Below are 17,513 nucleotides of genomic sequence, written 5' to 3'. Positions count from 1 at the left end.
GGGTCCTAGCGGCAATCGTGTGCTAAGAGACCCTTCTCATGTGTGTCTATGCCTGGTTCATTAAAATCTCCAATGTTTCGCGTAAGTCTTCCCGACGCACTTCCAGCATTTCGCCGGTCTGCTTGATTTTAACTTCCACGATGCCTTCGCCGGCTTTCTTGCCGACAGTGATGCGGAACGGTGCACCGACCAAATCGGCATCCTTAAATTTAACACCAGGCCGCTCTGCCCGGTCGTCGACTAAACAATCGAAACCAAGCTCCTGCATTTCTTTTTCGATGGCTAACGTCAAGTCCCACTGGACATCATTTTTGGCATTGATTGGTATCAAATGCAAGTCAAACGGGGCAATCCCTTTCGGCCAGCTGACCCCTTCTTCATTGCTGTACTGTTCCACAACAGCCGCCAGCAGCCGGCTGACTCCGATACCGTAACTGCCCATATGCACCGGGGTATCCCGGCCGTTTTCATCCAAAACAGTCGCGTGCATCGACTCGCTGTAAAATGTGCCTAGTTTGAAAATATGGCCCAACTCGATACCTTTGGCAAACTTCAGCGTGCCGTTGCCGTCCGGCGATAATTCGCCTTCTTCGACCGTACGCAAGTCAACGTAAGCCTCCGGTTCAAAATCGCGTCCCGGATTGATGTTGATGTAGTGGTAACCGGTCTCGTTTGCGCCGGCTGCGGCATTTGCCATGTCCTGAATATGCAGGTCAGCGATAATAGCGATGTCCTCGCTGATACCGACAGGACCGAGCGAGCCGAAGTCGGCACCAAGATGTTCAACCGCTTCTTCAGGTGCCGCCTGATTTAAATTAACAGCTTGCAGATGAGCCTTCAATTTGTTTTCGTTCAACTTGTCTTCGCCGCGCATGAGCACAAGCACCGGTTTGCCATCAGCAATGTACAGCAGTGACTTGATGGATTTTTCCGTACTCATGTCCAAAAATTCGCTCAGCCCGGCAATTGTTTCAATTCCCGGGGTGGCAATTTTTTCCACTTCAGCCGGTGTTTCATGAGATTTTTTGGAAACGAACTGGCTGGCGGCAATTTCCAGATTGGCGGCATAATCCGAACTGTCTGAATAAACAATTGTTTCTTCGCCGACTTCTGAAATCGCGATGAATTCTTTGGAATCGTAACTGCCCATTGAGCCGTTGTCTCCCATGATGATACGGAAATCCAGTCCGCAACGTTCAAAAATGCGCGTATAGGCTTTTTCAAATCCTTTGAAACACTCGTCCAGACTGTCGCCATTGGCATGGAAAGAATACGCGTCTTTCATGATAAATTCGCTGCCGCGCATCAGGCCGAAACGCGGTCTTTTTTCATCGCGGTATTTCGACTGGATTTGAAACAGGGACAGCGGCAGCTTTTTATAAGACGAAATATCATTGCGAATCAGTTCAGTGAAAGTTTCTTCATGTGTCGGCCCTAAAATAAATTCTTTGCCGTTTTGATCCTTCACTTTGAATAACTCCGAACCATACGTGCCAAACCTGCCCGACTCGCGCCACAAATCCGCTGGAATCATGGCCGGCAGCAACATTTCTACTGCATCAATTGCTTCAAGTTCTTCCCGAATAATTTGTTCCAACTTTGACAACACCCGGTATGCCAGTGGAAGATACGCATAATAACCGCTGGCTAGCTGGCGGATGTAGCCGCCGCGCAGCAGCATTTTATGACTCAAAACTTCCGCATCGCTCGGAACTTCCCTCAACGTTGGCATAAATAACTTTGACTGTCTCATAGCTAAACTCCTTTTTATTCATTTATCTGATGAAAAACCGGTAAATATCATTCCATGTTACAGAAATCATCAGTAATATCAACACGACTGCACCAATCATCGTAATAACAACTTCTTTGTCCTGGCTCAGCGGTTTGCCGCGGACACCTTCGATAAGATTTAAAACCAGCTTGCCGCCGTCCAAGCCGGGAATCGGTACTAAATTGACAATCCCCAAATTGACACTCAGCATGGCAGTGAAAGAGAGGATGGCGATGACGCCCTGATTGGCCACCATCTCAGATACTTTGTAGATCATGACCGGTCCGCCCAATTTGTTCAGGCTGAACCCCGTGATGATATCCCCCAGCGCCTTGAAAATTCCAAGCGAGTTGGCTGCTGTTTCACTAAACCCGTACTTTATTTTACCCAATACCGACAGTTCTTCAACTTTGGTTCCGGACTGGATGCCGATCATGCCCTGACTGCCGTCATCCGTGTTGGCTTCGGGAATCACCGTCACTTGCTTTTCTTGTTTGCCGCGCTGGACAGACAGGGTGATTTCTTCACCTTTTTTAGCCAAAATATAACTTCTCAATTCGTCATACGTCGCGATGTCCTGACCGTCAATAGCAGTTATCTTGTCGCCGGGCTTCAAGCCTGCCCGGTCGGCTACACCGTTTTCCATCACACCGCCAATGGTGCTGGATAAATCAGGTGCCACTCTGCCGCCCTGTAAAAAGGCAACCAGTGTAAACAAAACAATCGCAAGCAGGAAATTATTCAGCGGACCGGCAAAATTAGTCACAATTCTCTGCCACAGTGACGCTGATTGGAACTGGACATCAACCGGTGCAATCTGCACCTCCGTGCCGTCTTCTTCAAAAATAGTGGCGTCGTGATTGATTTGAAAAGTTTTTTCTTCATTTTCATCGCCGTAAACATACCCTTTTAAAAAGAGTTCCCTCTCCAGATCAAAACCGGTCAGCTCCAGCGGGATACTGTCAGGCAACTGGACTTTCTGGCTCGGGTTAATCTGCTGAACGTTGCCTGCGCTGTCCAGCACGACCGATAACGGCATCCCCAGTGACAGCTCCACTTCTTCTTCGCCGGCTCCGGCCATCCGTACATAGCCGCCCACCGGCAACAGGCGGATGGTATAGGTCGTGCCGTTTTTTCGATGTTGAAAGATTTTCGGTCCCATACCGATCGCAAACTCTCTCACCAATATCCCTGCCCGTTTAGCAAAGAAAAAGTGACCGAATTCATGAACAATTACTATGATACCAAAAACAAAAATAAATGTAAGAATTGTTCTCATCAAAATGTCCCTTCTATGAAAAAATATGATTACTAATCATTTTACCATACTTCTATTTTTCTTTAAAACAAACCCATCAGGTGCATGACGGGAAAAACAAACAGCAGGCTGTCAAAGCGGTCTAAAATACCGCCATGGCCGGGCAGGATATTGCCGGAATCTTTTACCCCGTAATGGCGTTTATAGGCGGACTGTACCAAATCCCCCAGCTGGCCGACTATCGAGAAAACGACTGTTAAGACCAGCATGACGGGTAAACTGTAAAGCCCCGGATAAACAAGCAAAAAGATGAATGCCACTACAACGGCGCTGATAATCCCGCCGACGGAGCCCTCAATCGACTTATTCGGTGAAATGGCCGGCGCCAGTTTGTTTTTACCGAACTTCATGCCGAAAAAGTACGCGCCGATATCTGTTGACCACACCACGAACAAGGCATAAATCAAAGTCGTCAGCCCATCCTCCCTTGCCAGCACAAAATTCTGGAAGCCCATGCCGACATAAAGCGCGGTCAATACTGGAAATGCCATGTCATCAAAATTAAACGCATTTTTTGAAAACACAGGAATCGTCAGCAAACACAAAATCGGCAAGTAAAACAGAATCGTGTTGTCAACAGCCGCAGGTAAAAACGGAAACCAGTTGTCCTTCGGCAGAACAAGCAGTAGCGCAGCTGCTAAACTGCAGATGCCCACCGGTGACAGCAGGGCAAGCTGTCTCATTTTGAATAGCTCATAAACGCCTATGCCTGTCAGCAGAGCCGCAACTGCCTGCAGCGGCATCCCTCCCATGTATACAAACGGCACAAACAATAATAAAGCTACTGCTGCCGTAATCACTCGTTGTTTCATTCTCTGCTGTCTCCTTTCTTGTTACGTTCATCCAGTCCGCCAAAGCGGCGGTTGCGCGCTTGGAAAGAAGCCACTGCTTCTTCTAAATCTTGAGCGCTGAAATCCGGCCAATACTTGTCCGTGAAAAACAATTCGCTGTAAGCAATTTGCCACAGTAAAAAATTACTGATGCGTTCTTCACCGCTCGTGCGGATCAGCAATTCCGGGTCTTGCAGTTCCGCTCCCAGAACACCTGTCATCAAATAATTTGAAAACAGCGCCTCATCCACTTCCCCGGTGATGACACCGGACTGGACGTCTGAAATAATCTGGTTGACAGCTGTCAGCATTTCCGCACGGCTGCCGTAGTTCAGCGCAAAATTCAACACCATGCCAGTGTTCATGGCTGTCTGCTTCATGGCATTTTCCACTGCACGCTTGGTGTGGGCCGGCAAATATTCCTGATACCCCATCACATTGACTCTGACATTTTCAGCCACCAGCTCCGGTATAAACACATCAAAAAAATCGACCGGCAGCTTCATCAGAAAATCCACCTCGTCATCCGGCCGCTTCCAGTTTTCCGTAGAAAAAGCATACAGGGTCAGCACCTTGATCCCGAGTTTATTTGCAGCCTTGGTAATGGTTTTTACATTATTCATGCCTTCTTTGTGTCCGGCGATACGGGGCATCAATCTTTTTTGCGCCCACCGGCCGTTCCCGTCCATAATAATTGCAACGTGCTTGGGAATTGGTTTAGACATGTCTAGCGCACGTGCAATCTGTTTTTCTTTATTAAATATTCCGAACATTTTTTAAAGCCTCCTGCTCAAACTGAGTCTATCTTAATTATTGTAGCAAAAACAGATTGAAAAGCCTACGAAAATTGCAGTATCTCGGGAAATTTAACAAAAAATCAAGCAGCACGACACTTGTACACGGTGCTATTTTGCGCTGTAAGACGACCATTATTAAAATCCGATGAGAAAGCGGCCGTGCAGCAGGGACAAAGTATGATACAATAAATATGAAAGCGGGGATGACAAATGAATTTTTCACACCAACAGCATGCTAAGAAGGAACATGTACTGGCGAAAAATTTTCACATCGGCGAGCGCGTGACCATTTTCATGCCGCTCATCAATAAGTATGAAGAAGGCACTATTGCGAAAAAATACACCAATAGCTGCCTGCTTAACTTTGATTCCGACCAGCCGGTACAGGATTTAGAATTCTTTCACCACATCAACTATCGTGCTGTGGTCGCATACAAAGATATTTTATAAAAAAAGGGTTGAATCGCGAACGTTGTTCCCGGTTCAACCCCTTATTTTATTATACTTCCATTAATTCTGTTTCTTTTTCAGCAACAATCTTATCAATGTTGTCTGTACTGTTGTCTGTGATTTGCTGGACATCTTTTTCTAATGTCCGCAACTCATCTTCAGAAATATCTTTGTTTTTCTCAAGTTTTTTCAACTCGTCGATCGCTTCACGACGAATGTTCCGAACAGCAATTTTGGCATTTTCTCCGTACTTACCGACTTCTTTTGCCAGTTCTTTGCGGCGGTCTTCAGTCAGTTGCGGAATCACCAGGCGGATGACATTGCCGTCATTGGCCGGACTGATGCCCAAGTCGCTGGCAAGGATCGCTTTTTCCACATCTGCCAATGAATTTTTATCAAATGGTGTAATCATCAGTACACGTGCTTCCGGCACAGCGATTTGCGCAATCTGATTCAGCGGTGTCGGTACACCGTAGTATTCCACGTGAATTCTGTCAAGCAGACTGGCATTCGCACGGCCGGCTCTGATTTGGCCAAGCTCTCGCTGCAGGCTCTCTTCAGATTTTTTCATTTTGTCTTTTGCTTCTTTTAGAATTGCTCGTTGCATCTTATTTCCCCCTTACTGTAGTTCCTATTTGTTCGCCAAGGCACACACGTTTGATGTTCCCCGGCTCATTCATGTTAAAGACAACTAGCGGGATGTCATTGTCCATGCTAAGGGAACTTGCTGTCGAGTCCATCACAGACAGTCCTTTTGAAATCACATCAAGGTGCGTCAGCTCGTCAAATTTGGTTGCTGATTCATCCACCTTCGGATCTGCCGAATACACACCGTCAACATTGTTTTTAGCCATCAAAATAACATCTGCCCCGATTTCAACTGCACGCAGCGCAGCAGTTGTATCTGTCGTAAAGTATGGATTTCCCGTACCGCCTGCAAAAATCACCACTCGATTTTTTTCTAAATGACGCATCGCCTTCCGTCTGATGTAAGGTTCAGCGATTTGACGCATTTCAATCGAGGTCTGCACGCGGGTCGGTACTCCGTGATTTTCTAAAGTATCCTGTAAGGCAAGAGCGTTCATCACTGTCGCCAACATCCCCATGTAATCAGCTTGTGCCCGCTCCATTCCCATCTGAGCACCGATGTTGCCACGCCATATGTTTCCACCACCGACAACGATTGCGATCTGCACACCTAAATCATAGACTTCCTTCAGCTCTTTTACAAGGTTGTTAATGACTGGCGGATTGATGCCAAAGCCGTCCTCACCAGCTAATGCTTCGCCACTTACTTTCAACAAAACCCTACGATACTTTGGTTCTGACATTAAAAATACCTCCGTTTTATCCATACTTGCTCAATCTTTATGTCACAAGCAGCCGTTACTGCTGTTTTTCTCTAAAAAAAAGGAGCGCAAATACTCTCTTGAGACATAGATGCGTTCCTATTAAAGTCAGACTACTTATTTCATTTGGCTCATTACTTCATCAGCAAAGTTATCAGCGCGTTTTTCAATACCTTCGCCCACTTCGAAACGAACAAACGCTTTGACTGCAGCCCCTTTAGAAGCAACATATTTTTCAACTGTCATGTCTGGGTCTTTGACGAACGGTTGGTCGACTAGGCAGATTTCAGCCAGAAACTTCTGCATACGGCCAAGCACCATTTTTTCAACGATGTTGGCTGGTTTGCCTTCGTTCAATGCCTGTTCTGTCAATACTTTCTTTTCATGTTCCAGTTCTTCGGCAGGTACTTCGTCTTTTGTCACGTAACGCGGATTGATTGCAGCCACGTGCATAGCGATGTCTTTAGCCACTTCTTCATCAGTTGTGTCATTCAAAACAGTGACAACAGCAATGCGGCCGCCCATGTGCAAATATGTACCGAAAGCAGCGTTGTCCACTTTTTCAACAAGTTCAAAGCGGCGGAAACTGATTTTTTCGCCAATCACCGTGTTGGCTTCAAGCAATGCTGCTTCAACTGTTTTGTCGTCCAAGGTCAGTGCCATCGCTTCTTCCATCGTTGCCGGTTTATTTTCTGCGACAACTTGTGCCACTTTCTTGACCAGTTCTTGGAACATCTCGTTTTTAGCAACAAAGTCTGTTTCTGAGTTGATTTCGACGATAGCCGCTGTGTTGCCGGCTACGTGAACGTTAGCCAAACCTTCTGCTGCAATACGGTCGCTTTTCTTGGCAGCTTTCGCCATGCCTTTTTCTCTTAATAAATCGATTGCCTGATCCATGTTGCCGTCAACTTCGACCAGTGCTTTTTTGGCATCCATCATGCCTACACCTGTACGGTCACGCAGTTCTTTTACCATAGCTGCTGTTACGTTTGCCATCTATTATTCCTCCTAAGTGTTGTCTTTTCTTCAAAAAAAGCTGTCTCATGCACCCAGCGTCATCGGCTACTTCCTTCACCCTTTGACTCATAGCCTTGAGACAGCTTGACAGTTACATTAAATTCTTGTTATTCAGCGTTGTCGCCTTCAACCACTTCAACGATTTCTTCGATTGAAGCTGCTTCCTGCACATCGCTGTCGTCTGAAGCAAATGTTTCTTCAGCGATTTCGTCTTCTCCCTGACGGCCTTCAACCAGCGCATCCGCCATTTTGCCAGCCAGCAGTTTGACTGCGCGGATAGCATCATCGTTGGATGGAATCACAACATCGATCTCATCCGGATCACAGTTTGTGTCAACCATTGCCACGATTGGAATATTCAATTTGCGCGCTTCCTGCACTGCAATCCGCTCTTTACGAGGGTCAACAATGAACAATACATCAGGAATTCTAGGCATATCAGCGATACCGCCCAGGAATTTCTCAAGACGCTCACGTTCTTTGTTCAATCCGGCAACTTCTTTTTTAGGCAGCACGTCAAATGTGCCGTCTTCTTCCATTGCGTTGATTTGTTTCAGGCGGGCAATCCGTTTTTGGATTGTGTCCCAGTTAGTCAATGTGCCGCCCAACCAGCGATGGTTGACGTAGTATTGACCTGCACGAGTTGCTTCTTCTTTGATGGCTTCTTGTGCTTGTTTCTTTGTTCCTACAAATAGAGCCACTCCGCCTTCTTCAGCGATTGACTTCATGTAGTCATAAGCTTCATCTACCAGACGTACAGTTTTCTGCAAGTCGATAATGTAGATACCGTTTCTTTCTGTGAAGATATACTTCTTCATTTTTGGGTTCCAGCGACGTGTTTGGTGACCAAAGTGTACGCCGGCTTCAAGTAATTGTTTCATTGAAATTACTGACATGTTTTTTCCTCCGTTTTGGTTTTGATTTCCTCTTGCTAGCGTCAACTCTTTTTAGAACTATTTTCATAGCACCGCTAAAAAAATGACTAGCAATGTGGATTTGGTGCTTGATGCACCTTTGATAGTATACCTCATGTGAAAAGCAATTACAAGTTTTATTATGCATTTATACGAACAATGCCGCAAACATCGTTCTGCCCGTTTGCTCCCCGGCTTGTTCAAAAAAAGCTGCCCTTTTGATAAATATGACTTTTTAGCGACTTTCACGTATAATGAAGGGAGTATAACTCAAGGAGTGACAATTAATGACAACATTTTATTGTGTCAGACACGGCAAAACACTTTACAATCAGCAGCGGATATTTCAGGGCGGCCTCACTGATTCGCCGCTTTTGCCGGAAGGACGCGAAGGTGCCAGAAAAGTCGGGCAGTTTCTAACCGATGTCCCCTTTTCAAAAGTCCTCGTCAGCCCGCAAAACCGCGCGCAGGATACGGCAAAATTGATTCTCGAACAACATACCCAATCGCTTGACATCACCACGATTGATGACTTGCGGGAAATGAGCTTCGGTATCTGGGAAGGTCAGCCGGAAGAGGAATTTTCCCACTTGGAAGAATTCCGCAACTTGATTCATTTTCCTCACAAATACGACCCTTCGCCTTATCAGGGGGAATCATTCCCTCAGCTCATCGAACGTGTGACGCGTGTCTTCAACAGTTTTGCCAACCCCGGTGCCAAAGAGAATATCCTCGTTGTGTCCCACGGATTGACTTTGCAAACATTGTTACGCACCATCTCAGGTGTGCCGCTGCCTGAAATCCGCAAAGGCAAATCACTGAAGAACACCAGTGTATCGACTCTTGTCAGCAACGGCAACAGCTTTATCTTGGACAGATGGAATGACACGAGCTTTTTGTAAATGATGCTAAAAAACTGACGTGGAATAATTCGCGTCAGTTTTTTTATTTTTACTTATAAATAAAACAAGTTTTCTGATGAAAAATACGGGTCGCATGTCACATCAATACCTAGTTTTTTCAACGTTTGTTCATCATCTTTATTCAAAATCACCGTGGAATGCGCCTGCACATCTTCCAGTTCCACCAGTTTATCGTAACACAGCTGGGCTGCCGGATTGGTCACCGCACTGATGGCCAGGGCAATCAGCACTTCATTTGCATTCAGCGATGTGATTTTATCATGCAGATTGTCTTTTTTCAGTGTTTGAATGGTTTCCAGAATATTGGCTGACAATAACGGTATCTCATCCGCCACATTGGCCAGTATTTTGATTGAATTCAGTATGGCTGCTGCCGAAGAATCCATCAACTCGCTGGTGCGGCCGGTGACAATCGTGCCGTCATTCAACTCAAATGCCATCACTGCCGGTGATTTGCTCACGTTCGCAGTCTGATTCAGCTTTGCCGCATATTCCCTTGCCGGCAGGACAGGTGCCCGGTCTTCTTTTTTCAATTCCATCTCTTCCATAATCAGCTGAATACGATTCACAGCATCCTCATCCGCCAGTCCGCGTTTGAAGAACACTTCCGTGGCAAAACAACGGCGGATGATTTCCTGTTTGGAAGCTTCTTGCACAACCTCATCGTCCACAATGCCGAACCCGACCCGGTTGACCCCCATGTCGGTCGGAGATTTGAAAACAGACTCATGTCTGGTGATGCGTTCAATGATTCGTTTGATGACAGGAAATGTTTCAATGTCCCGATTATAGTTTACAGCCACTTCGCCATACGCCTCAAAATGAAAAGAATCAATCATGTTTACGTCTTTCAAATCAACTGTTGCCGCTTCGTAAGCAATGTTCAGCGGATGTTTCAGCGGAATATTCCATACCGGGAATGTCTCGAACTTAGCATAGCCGGCTGCCCGTCCCAGAAGGCTTTCATGATAAATCTGATTCAAACTGGTAGCCAGTTTGCCGCTGCCCGCGCCGGGTGCCGTCACTACAACAATCGGTTTTGTCGTCGGAATATACGGGTTTCTGCCAAACCCTTCTTCACTGACGATCTGGTCGATATTGTAAGGATAGCCGTCAATGGCTTCGTGGGTATACACTTTGATATGACGTTTTTCAAGTTTGTTGATGAAGACTTTAGTTGCCGGCTGGCCAGTGTAACGCGTGATGACGACACTGTTTACTTCAAGTCCCCAGTCTTTAAATTCGTCGATGGATTTTAAAATATCCATGTCATATGTAATTCCGTAATCACCACGAATTTTATTCCGTTCGATATCGCCTGCGTAGGCACAAATAATAATTTCCGCCTGATCTTTCAGTTTTTGTAAAATTTTGATTTTTGAGTCCTCATCAAAACCTGGCAATACTCGTTTTGCGTGCTTATCGCCAATCAACTTGCCGCCAAACTCAAGATATAGTTTTCCGTCATTGTTCACACGCTCTAAAATGTACTTAGATTGCTCTTCGATATATTTTTTTGAATCAAAACCAAGTTTTTTCATTCGAGACCCTCCACAAAGTAATGTTGGGCGACGATAACATCCCCCAACAATTCATTATATGATAAAAAAGCAACAAAGGCTATGGCTTGTTCGTAATTTTTTTGTTTTTTTAGTTCCCCAGCCAAATGTGAAGGCGTTTGCCGAGGCGCTGAAATCAGACCAAATGCGGCTCTTGCAGCGCAGCCGTGTCTTCCTGCTCTCTTTTTTCTTGAAGCCGCTGCAGCATCTCGCGCGTCATGGCAAGCAAATCATATTTCGGTGAAAAAGCCCACTCATCTCGTGCGCAGGCACAGTCGATGCTGTCCGGCCACGAATCGGCAATTTGCTGAAGCTTCGGGTTAATTCGGTAATCCATCGTGAATTGCGGCATGACTTGCTGAATCGCCTGCTTGATGTCTTCCGGTGTGAATGACATGGCGCTGACATTGAAGGCATTCCGGTGGACCAGCCGGCTTTCGTCAGCTTCAAGAAGCTGGATAATGGCTGCAATCGCGTCCGGCATATACATCATGTCCAGCGCTGTGTCGGCACCAAGCGGGCAAGTGTAATGACCGCTTTTCACCGCATCATAAAAAATCTCCACTGCATAATCTGTTGTTCCGCCTCCCGGAAGGGTCTCATGCGATATCAGCCCCGGAAAACGCACGCCTCTAGTATCGACTCCGTATTTTGTGTGATAATAGTCGCACAACAGCTCCCCGGCAACTTTTGTGATGCCGTACATCGTACGCGGGCGCTGAATGCAGTCTTGCGGTGTCCCGACCTTGGGTGTTTCCGGCCCGAATGCACCAATCGAGCTGGGTGTAAAACATGTTAACTGCAGTTCGCGCGAAACTTCCAATGCATTGACTAAACCGCCCATGTTAATGTGCCAGGCCTCTTGCGGGCGGTCCTCGGCCACTGAGGATAACAGCGATGCTAAATGAATCAGCGTATCAGCCTGAAAGTCACGCGCCAAGTAAAGCATGCGCTCCCGATTCAGGACATCCAATACCTCAAACAGCCCCTCAGCCACCACCGGATTGTGCTCCGGACAGCGAATATCTGTCGCCAGCACATTGTCAACACCTTTCAGCGTCCTCAGCTGTGCCACCAGTTCGCTGCCGATTTGCCCCAAGCTTCCTGTCACCATGATTCGCTTCATAATATATCCCCCTTATCAGTTTAAATAATCCCCATGTCTCTGCCGACTTTTTTATAAATCGACACAGCTTCATCCAGCATTTGTTTCGTGTGCACAGCAGTCGGCATGTTTCTTACCCGTCCGGCACCCAGCGGCACTGTCGGAAAGACAATCGGCTTGACATAAACGCCTTCGGCAATCAGTTTAGCAGCAAATGTTTGTGTCAACTTCTCATCACCAAGAATTACTGGTGTGATCGGCGTTTCCGATACTCCGATATCATAACCGGCAGCAATCAGTTTTTCTTTGAAATAGGCGGCATTGTCCCACAGTGCAGTTACAATCCCGGGGTCAGTTTCCATCAAATCAATCGCCTTGATGACGGCACCCGCAGCCCCCGGTGTGAGCGATGTCGAAAATAAGAACGGACGACTCTGGGATTTTAACCACGAAATCAACTGGCGGCTGCCTGCCACGTATCCGCCGACAACACCAATCGCCTTTGATAACGTACCCATCTGAAAATCAACGCTGGCTTGCAGCCCAAAATGCTTGACTGTTCCGGCCCCCTGCCCCATGACACCCGAGCCGTGTGCATCATCCACATAAACAATCAACTGATACTTTTCTGCTATCTCTACAATCTCCGGCAAATTGGCCACATCACCGTCCATCGAGAACACACCGTCTGTAATATACATAATCTTGTCATACCGGCCGCTTTCAACAGCCTGTTTGGCCTTCTGCGCCAAATCTGCCATGTCAGAATGTTTGACGCGGATAATCTCTGCCCGAGACAACCGGCAGCCGTCAATGATTGACGCATGATTTAATTCATCAGACAAGATTGCATCGTTTTTCGTCATTACAGCAGAGATGGCTCCCATGTTGCAATTGAAACCTGATTGAAAAGCAATGGCAGCTTCTGTCCACTTAAACCGTGCCAGGCGCTGTTCCAATTCCTCATGAATCGCCAATGTGCCGTTGATGGTCCGGACTGCACCAGCACCCGCACCATAAATCGTCGTCGCATCATTCGCTGCTTGAATAACAGCCGGATGTGTGGCAAATCCCAAATAATTATTAGAAGCCAAATTAATTTTTTCCTTGCCGTCAATCGAAATCAGTGGTCCGTTCGCGCCATCCAGTACATCAATCGGTGAGTATAGTCCTTTTTCCTTTACTTCAGCCAGCTTTTGCGATAAAAACCGAGTCAACACGTCGCTCATTTTATCAACCCCTATTCCAATAATACATTCATTATACGCCTCTAAAGAAAGCGCTGTCTTTTTTGTGTTTTATTTCTCTGCAAATTCTTATCATTGTGTAATATACGTTAAACAGCTCCTGGCGGACGGATAAAAAATAACGTCAGCATGCACCGCAATTTGACAGTTCTGTGATGAATGTTACAATCAGATGTTTTTTTTTAGAATTCGATTGTCTTCTAAGAATTTCATGATAGAATGTACATGGTTAAGTGATTATATCAGGAAGGAAGACAAACATGTCCAAGATTTTATCTCACGTATCCCGTTTCAATATGGTCTGTGATGCAACAAAACTGCTGATGGGGTTGTTGACTATTCTCACTAGTGTGACTCTATTTATCAAATCCGGCGATACTCTTGAAGTCATGGTGATTGGTTTCAGTATTTTAGCGATTTTAAATGGGTTTTACAACTTTATCCACTGCTACCAAACAGAACATGTTTCGCAACAGTTAGCTAATATCTTTGTCGGTGTTTCCGTTGCAGATATTATCGTTGGGATTTTACTTATTTTTAATTTAAATGCCAGCAAACTTGTCACGGTTTTACTTCTTTCTGTCTGGTTTATCGGTGATGCAGCAATCAACCTGAGCATTCATTACGTCAACGGCCGCCAAGCTAAAAAACGTTCATGGAAACTGCAAATGATCGGCTACGGCGTCTGTCTGTTCATCGGCATCTTGATGTTGTTGAGCCCGATCTTCTCTGCCCTGTCGTTGACTGTTTTAAGTTTACTTTACTTGGTACTGACCGGCTCGGAGAAAATTTTCTCGGCATTCAGCTACAATCTCAGCCGCTTTAAATTAGCTGTTTCTCAATCCAAATAACTGTTGACATCATTTCAGATAAATACCAAAGCATCCCTGCCACTCAGTGTCGCGGGATGCTTTTTTTCTCTCATTAAAAACCGCCTGTGGTATACTTGTATAAAAAAGGGAGGAATGTTTACGATGCTTGAAATTCATTACCTTGTTTCAAAAAATGATTCACAGGAGTCCGTTAAAACGTACGAGAAAGCAGCTGACTTTATTGCCGCGCAATATCTCGAGGTACCGGACCTGCAAGACTATTATATCGTGACCAACGTCTTGCTCGACGGCAAGCCGCTCCAACTGGAAGAGCAGACCATCTCCGGTCTCTTCAATAAACTGAATCAGTAACCCGTACCGAGCCATACTCAAAAAAAGTGTTGCACTTCATATTAATGAAAGATGCAACACTTTTTTATCACCAACTCTAAGTCAAGCGGATGATTTCTGTGGCAATGTGCTGTAAAAACATGGCATCATGCTCAACAACCAGCATCGTCGGCTGAACTTTTTGAATCAGCGTTTCAAGCTGTTCCTGATTGAACACATCTAAATAATTTAGCGGTTCATCCCAAATAAACAACTCAGCCGATGTAAGCAGTGATTTGGCCACCTCTACTCGCTTTCTCTGTCCCATACTCATCGCTTCAATGCGATTGTCGAAGACACTCCGTTCCAGCCCCAACTTCCGCAAATTATATAGTAAATCTTGATACGACAAGCGATTCCTTTCAGCAAAATCAGCTAACAGACCGTGATTGTCTTCATAATTTTGGCGAATGAAGCTGATGGACACCTGCTTGGACATCGTCACGGTGCCTGTCGCTTCCCCTTGGAAGTTCCCCATCAAATAATTGATGATGGATGATTTGCCAGACCCGTTCGCTCCCTGTATGGCCAGGCGCTGGCCTTGATACAACTCAAAACTGACAGGTGAAAACAGCGGTTTGCCATCAAAACTCAATTGAAACTGTTCAGCTTTTATCAGTAACTTTCGATGCGTCGGCTGGTAATTCATTCTCAATGACTCAACATAGTCAATATCTTTAAGGAGCGCCTCTTTCTCACTGATTTGTTTAGTCATCCGGTGCTCAAGCGTTTTGCCTCGTTTCATCGTGCGCGCTGCTCGCGCCCCTATAAAGCCCGTGTCCGCAACTGCACCGCTGCCTTTTTTCGTCGGGCTGCCATATTTATCCCGCTCTCTGCCCCGGGACCATTCAGCTTTTTCAGCTGCTGTTCGTTTTAATCTGCTGATTTCTTTTTTAAGCTTCACGTTTTCTTCTTGTTCAAATTTGTCGCGGCGGGCTTTTTCCTCTTCATAAACCGAAAAATTTCCTTGATAAAGAACTAGCTGGCTTTTTTCAATGGCCAAAACATGGTCAACAACTTCATCCACAAAACTTCGGTCATGACTCACGACAATAAAACCCTGTTTCTTTTTCTGTAAATATTCTGCCACCTGTTTTCTGGCAACAATGTCCAAATGGTTAGTCGGCTCATCAATCAGCGGAAAATTCACGTCATCCACAAACAATAAAGCCAATAAAACTTTTGTCTGTTCTCCGCCTGACAAACTGTCAAACGGACGCCACAAAACATCCGGTGAAACTTGCAGCAGATTCAGCTCCCGTTCAATCTCCCACTGCTCAAATGTCGAAACATCCTGCAGCACATAAAAAGTTAACTGTGTCTTATCTTTGACAGGCTGCGGAAAATAAGTGAATGACAGCTGATGGGTAATCTTGCCGCTATATGGCAACTCCCCCATCAGCAAACGCAACAACGTGGTTTTCCCGCGGCCATTTCTGCCGATCAATCCCAGTTTCCACGTGTCGTCGATAATCAAACTCGCCCCGTCAAACAAATTATCCCCCATCGCATCATACCCGAACGTCAGCTCTTTAATCTCAATTGTAGACATTATTTATCACCTCTTGTCGTTTGCCGCAACTTTTGGCAAACAAAAAAACCTCTCCTATTTTCAGGACAAGGCATAACGAAGGCAGATAAAAAGACCCTGCATCGAATCACACACCAATCCTGAAAATCTGCACACCGATCCCTTGCTGAACAAAGAAGACGGTCTTAATGCAGCTTCAATAAATTGGCTTAGTTATTCAATGCACGATCCCTCATTTCATCTTAGTAAAATCAGAATAGCATAAAGTTCTCCAACTAGCAACTATTGTGTTACTTGCAACAAGCAATTTTTTACAAAAAAAAACCTTGAATCAACAAGGTTTTTCAAGAGCCACCTGTCGGACTTGAACCGACGACCCCCACCTTACCATGGTGGTGCTCTACCAGCTGAGCTAAGGCGGCAACAATGAATCACAAGTTATATAATAACTAATCTTGAGACATATGTCAACAGTCTATACAGCTTTTTTGAACGAATTCACCATTTATTCATAACACATCGATTTTATGCCGGTTGAACTTTTTTAAAAGACAAGTTTTCAATTCTTTTTGCATCTTGTTTAAATAAGAAATAACAGTACGCAGCAAACACAAAACAGCCCAGCGTATTGACAAATAAATCCCCCATTGTATCTAAGAGGGCATCGCGGCCAACTAAATTCATTCCGTTACTCAACGCAAAACGCTGCATATTCATTTCTAAAATCCCGTCAAACAGAAACTCATAAAATTCCCAGAAAACCCCGACTGTCATCCCGAAAGTAAATCCGAAAATCGTATAAACAATAGCTGGAACCTGGTCAATGACATCCTGCGGTATAAAATAGCCGATGATGGCAAAACCAAGTGCCACTAGGAGCATTGCACTGGAAAAATGCAGCAATTTATCCCAAATGGTGATTTTGGAATAAAAAGACAAGCCTGTCCCGATAAAGACAGCAAAAAATATAAACACCCAATAGAGAATTTTCAACATGCTGGGTACTTCAAGTTTAAATATAATTGAAACCACTTTAGGAACAAATAAAATAATGATTCCTAAAAGCATTTCAAACGCAAGGAACGAATCTGATTTTATTACCGCTGCATAGACTATCATCCCCAAACCGAAAAAAACCAGAATTATCAATAGCATTTTTTCAAACTGTTTCGTCATTCACATTTCACTCCTGAGGTGATCACACAAATCAACCAATTTTATATAACGCACATTTTACATTTTAAACAAAAAAAAAGCAACTAAAGCGATCTTTAGTTGCAACTCCGGCAGTAGGACTCGAACCTACGACATCATGATTAACAGTCATGCGCTACTACCAACTGAGCTATGCCGGATAAACACAAAAGCGCGGCAGCGTCCTACTCTCACAAAGGGAAACCCTTCACTACCCTCGGCGCTAAGAAGCTTAACTGCTGTGTTCGGCATGGTTACAGGTGTATCCTTCCTGCCATCGCCACCACACTTTGTGTCTGTCTT

Annotated in this window: 16 protein-coding genes, 2 tRNA genes, 1 rRNA gene and 1 pseudogene; 4 read left to right on the top strand and 16 right to left on the bottom strand. The window is 45.3% G+C overall.

Translation table 11 applies throughout. The features are described 5' to 3' along the window. Window positions 1-46 precede the first annotated feature (46 nt). From CBF27_RS13340 to CBF27_RS13325, 4 genes and pseudogenes are all read right to left on the bottom strand, one after another. A complete protein-coding gene (locus CBF27_RS13340) occupies window positions 47-1,753 on the bottom strand; it encodes a proline--tRNA ligase (RefSeq protein WP_126815127.1) in 1,707 nt (568 codons plus the stop codon). Between the two features lie 22 nt (window positions 1,754-1,775). Further along, entirely contained in the window at window positions 1,776-3,053 is a 1,278-nt protein-coding gene (gene rseP / locus CBF27_RS13335) for an RIP metalloprotease RseP (protein ID WP_126815124.1), read from the bottom strand. 62 nt (window positions 3,054-3,115) lie between these two features. Further along, entirely contained in the window at window positions 3,116-3,904 is a 789-nt protein-coding gene (locus CBF27_RS13330; RefSeq protein ID WP_126815122.1) for a phosphatidate cytidylyltransferase, read from the bottom strand. Next, window positions 3,901-4,635 (bottom strand): annotated as a pseudogene (locus CBF27_RS13325) (isoprenyl transferase); the annotation flags it as partial. The pseudogene CBF27_RS13325 and the gene CBF27_RS13330, both read right to left, overlap by 4 nt. Before the next feature lie 294 nt (window positions 4,636-4,929). Between CBF27_RS13325 and CBF27_RS13320 the strand changes: the two are divergent. After that, entirely contained in the window at window positions 4,930-5,169 is a 240-nt protein-coding gene (locus CBF27_RS13320) for a hypothetical protein (RefSeq protein ID WP_126815118.1), read from the top strand. 49 nt (window positions 5,170-5,218) lie between these two features. Here CBF27_RS13320 and frr read toward each other — a convergent pair whose 3' ends face one another. From frr to rpsB, 4 genes are all read right to left on the bottom strand, one after another. Next, the gene (gene frr, locus CBF27_RS13315) at window positions 5,219-5,776 is read right to left on the bottom strand and encodes a ribosome recycling factor (protein WP_126815116.1); all 558 of its coding nucleotides are present in this window, start codon (window positions 5,774-5,776) and stop codon (window positions 5,219-5,221) included. A 1-nt stretch (window position 5,777) separates the two neighbouring features. Continuing rightward, the gene (gene pyrH, locus CBF27_RS13310) at window positions 5,778-6,500 is read right to left on the bottom strand and encodes a UMP kinase (protein WP_126815115.1); all 723 of its coding nucleotides are present in this window, start codon (window positions 6,498-6,500) and stop codon (window positions 5,778-5,780) included. 135 nt (window positions 6,501-6,635) lie between these two features. Beyond that, a complete protein-coding gene (gene tsf / locus CBF27_RS13305) occupies window positions 6,636-7,514 on the bottom strand; it encodes a translation elongation factor Ts (RefSeq protein WP_126815113.1) in 879 nt (292 codons plus the stop codon). Between the two features lie 128 nt (window positions 7,515-7,642). After that, window positions 7,643-8,431 (bottom strand): 30S ribosomal protein S2, encoded by a 789-nt coding sequence (gene rpsB / locus CBF27_RS13300; RefSeq protein ID WP_126815111.1) that lies wholly within the window; start codon window positions 8,429-8,431, stop codon window positions 7,643-7,645. A gap of 305 nt (window positions 8,432-8,736) precedes the next feature. Here rpsB and CBF27_RS13295 point away from each other — a divergent pair, with 305 nt between their 5' ends. Then, on the top strand, window positions 8,737-9,351 hold the full coding sequence (locus CBF27_RS13295; protein WP_126815109.1) for a histidine phosphatase family protein: 615 nt from the start codon (window positions 8,737-8,739) through the stop codon (window positions 9,349-9,351). Window positions 9,352-9,404: 53 nt separating this feature from the next. Here CBF27_RS13295 and CBF27_RS13290 read toward each other — a convergent pair whose 3' ends face one another. The 3 genes from CBF27_RS13290 to CBF27_RS13280 form a co-directional block, all read right to left on the bottom strand. Continuing rightward, window positions 9,405-10,913 (bottom strand): DUF1846 domain-containing protein, encoded by a 1,509-nt coding sequence (locus CBF27_RS13290; RefSeq protein ID WP_126815107.1) that lies wholly within the window; start codon window positions 10,911-10,913, stop codon window positions 9,405-9,407. A gap of 154 nt (window positions 10,914-11,067) precedes the next feature. Beyond that, on the bottom strand, window positions 11,068-12,057 hold the full coding sequence (locus CBF27_RS13285; protein ID WP_126815106.1) for an NAD-dependent epimerase/dehydratase family protein: 990 nt from the start codon (window positions 12,055-12,057) through the stop codon (window positions 11,068-11,070). Window positions 12,058-12,077: 20 nt separating this feature from the next. Then, on the bottom strand, window positions 12,078-13,265 hold the full coding sequence (locus tag CBF27_RS13280) for a glycine C-acetyltransferase (RefSeq protein WP_126815104.1): 1,188 nt from the start codon (window positions 13,263-13,265) through the stop codon (window positions 12,078-12,080). A 278-nt stretch (window positions 13,266-13,543) separates the two neighbouring features. Between CBF27_RS13280 and CBF27_RS13275 the strand changes: the two genes are divergently transcribed. Beyond that, a complete protein-coding gene (locus CBF27_RS13275) occupies window positions 13,544-14,134 on the top strand; it encodes an HdeD family acid-resistance protein (RefSeq protein ID WP_126815102.1) in 591 nt (196 codons plus the stop codon). Window positions 14,135-14,257: 123 nt separating this feature from the next. Further along, window positions 14,258-14,467, top strand: a complete 210-nt coding sequence (locus CBF27_RS13270) for a hypothetical protein (RefSeq protein WP_126815101.1) — start codon at window positions 14,258-14,260, stop codon at window positions 14,465-14,467. A gap of 76 nt (window positions 14,468-14,543) precedes the next feature. Here CBF27_RS13270 and abc-f read toward each other — a convergent pair whose 3' ends face one another. The 5 genes from abc-f to rrf all read right to left on the bottom strand — a co-directional run bounded on the left by abc-f (window position 14,544) and on the right by rrf (window position 17,498). After that, entirely contained in the window at window positions 14,544-16,037 is a 1,494-nt protein-coding gene (gene abc-f / locus CBF27_RS13265) for a ribosomal protection-like ABC-F family protein (protein ID WP_126815099.1), read from the bottom strand. Between the two features lie 328 nt (window positions 16,038-16,365). Next, window positions 16,366-16,438 (bottom strand) — tRNA-Thr (locus CBF27_RS13260). 103 nt (window positions 16,439-16,541) lie between these two features. Next, window positions 16,542-17,192, bottom strand: a complete 651-nt coding sequence (locus CBF27_RS13255) for a DUF2238 domain-containing protein (RefSeq protein ID WP_126815096.1) — start codon at window positions 17,190-17,192, stop codon at window positions 16,542-16,544. A gap of 105 nt (window positions 17,193-17,297) precedes the next feature. Beyond that, a tRNA-Asn gene (locus CBF27_RS13250) sits at window positions 17,298-17,371 on the bottom strand. Between the two features lie 11 nt (window positions 17,372-17,382). Further along, a 5S ribosomal RNA gene (rrf, locus tag CBF27_RS13245) occupies window positions 17,383-17,498 on the bottom strand. Between the last annotated feature and the right edge of the window lie 15 nt (window positions 17,499-17,513).

The sequence above is a fragment of the Vagococcus acidifermentans genome (assembly GCF_003987655.1).
Lineage (GTDB): Bacteria > Bacillota > Bacilli > Lactobacillales > Vagococcaceae > Vagococcus_B > Vagococcus_B acidifermentans.
This window is presented reverse-complemented; position numbering and strand designations above follow the sequence as displayed.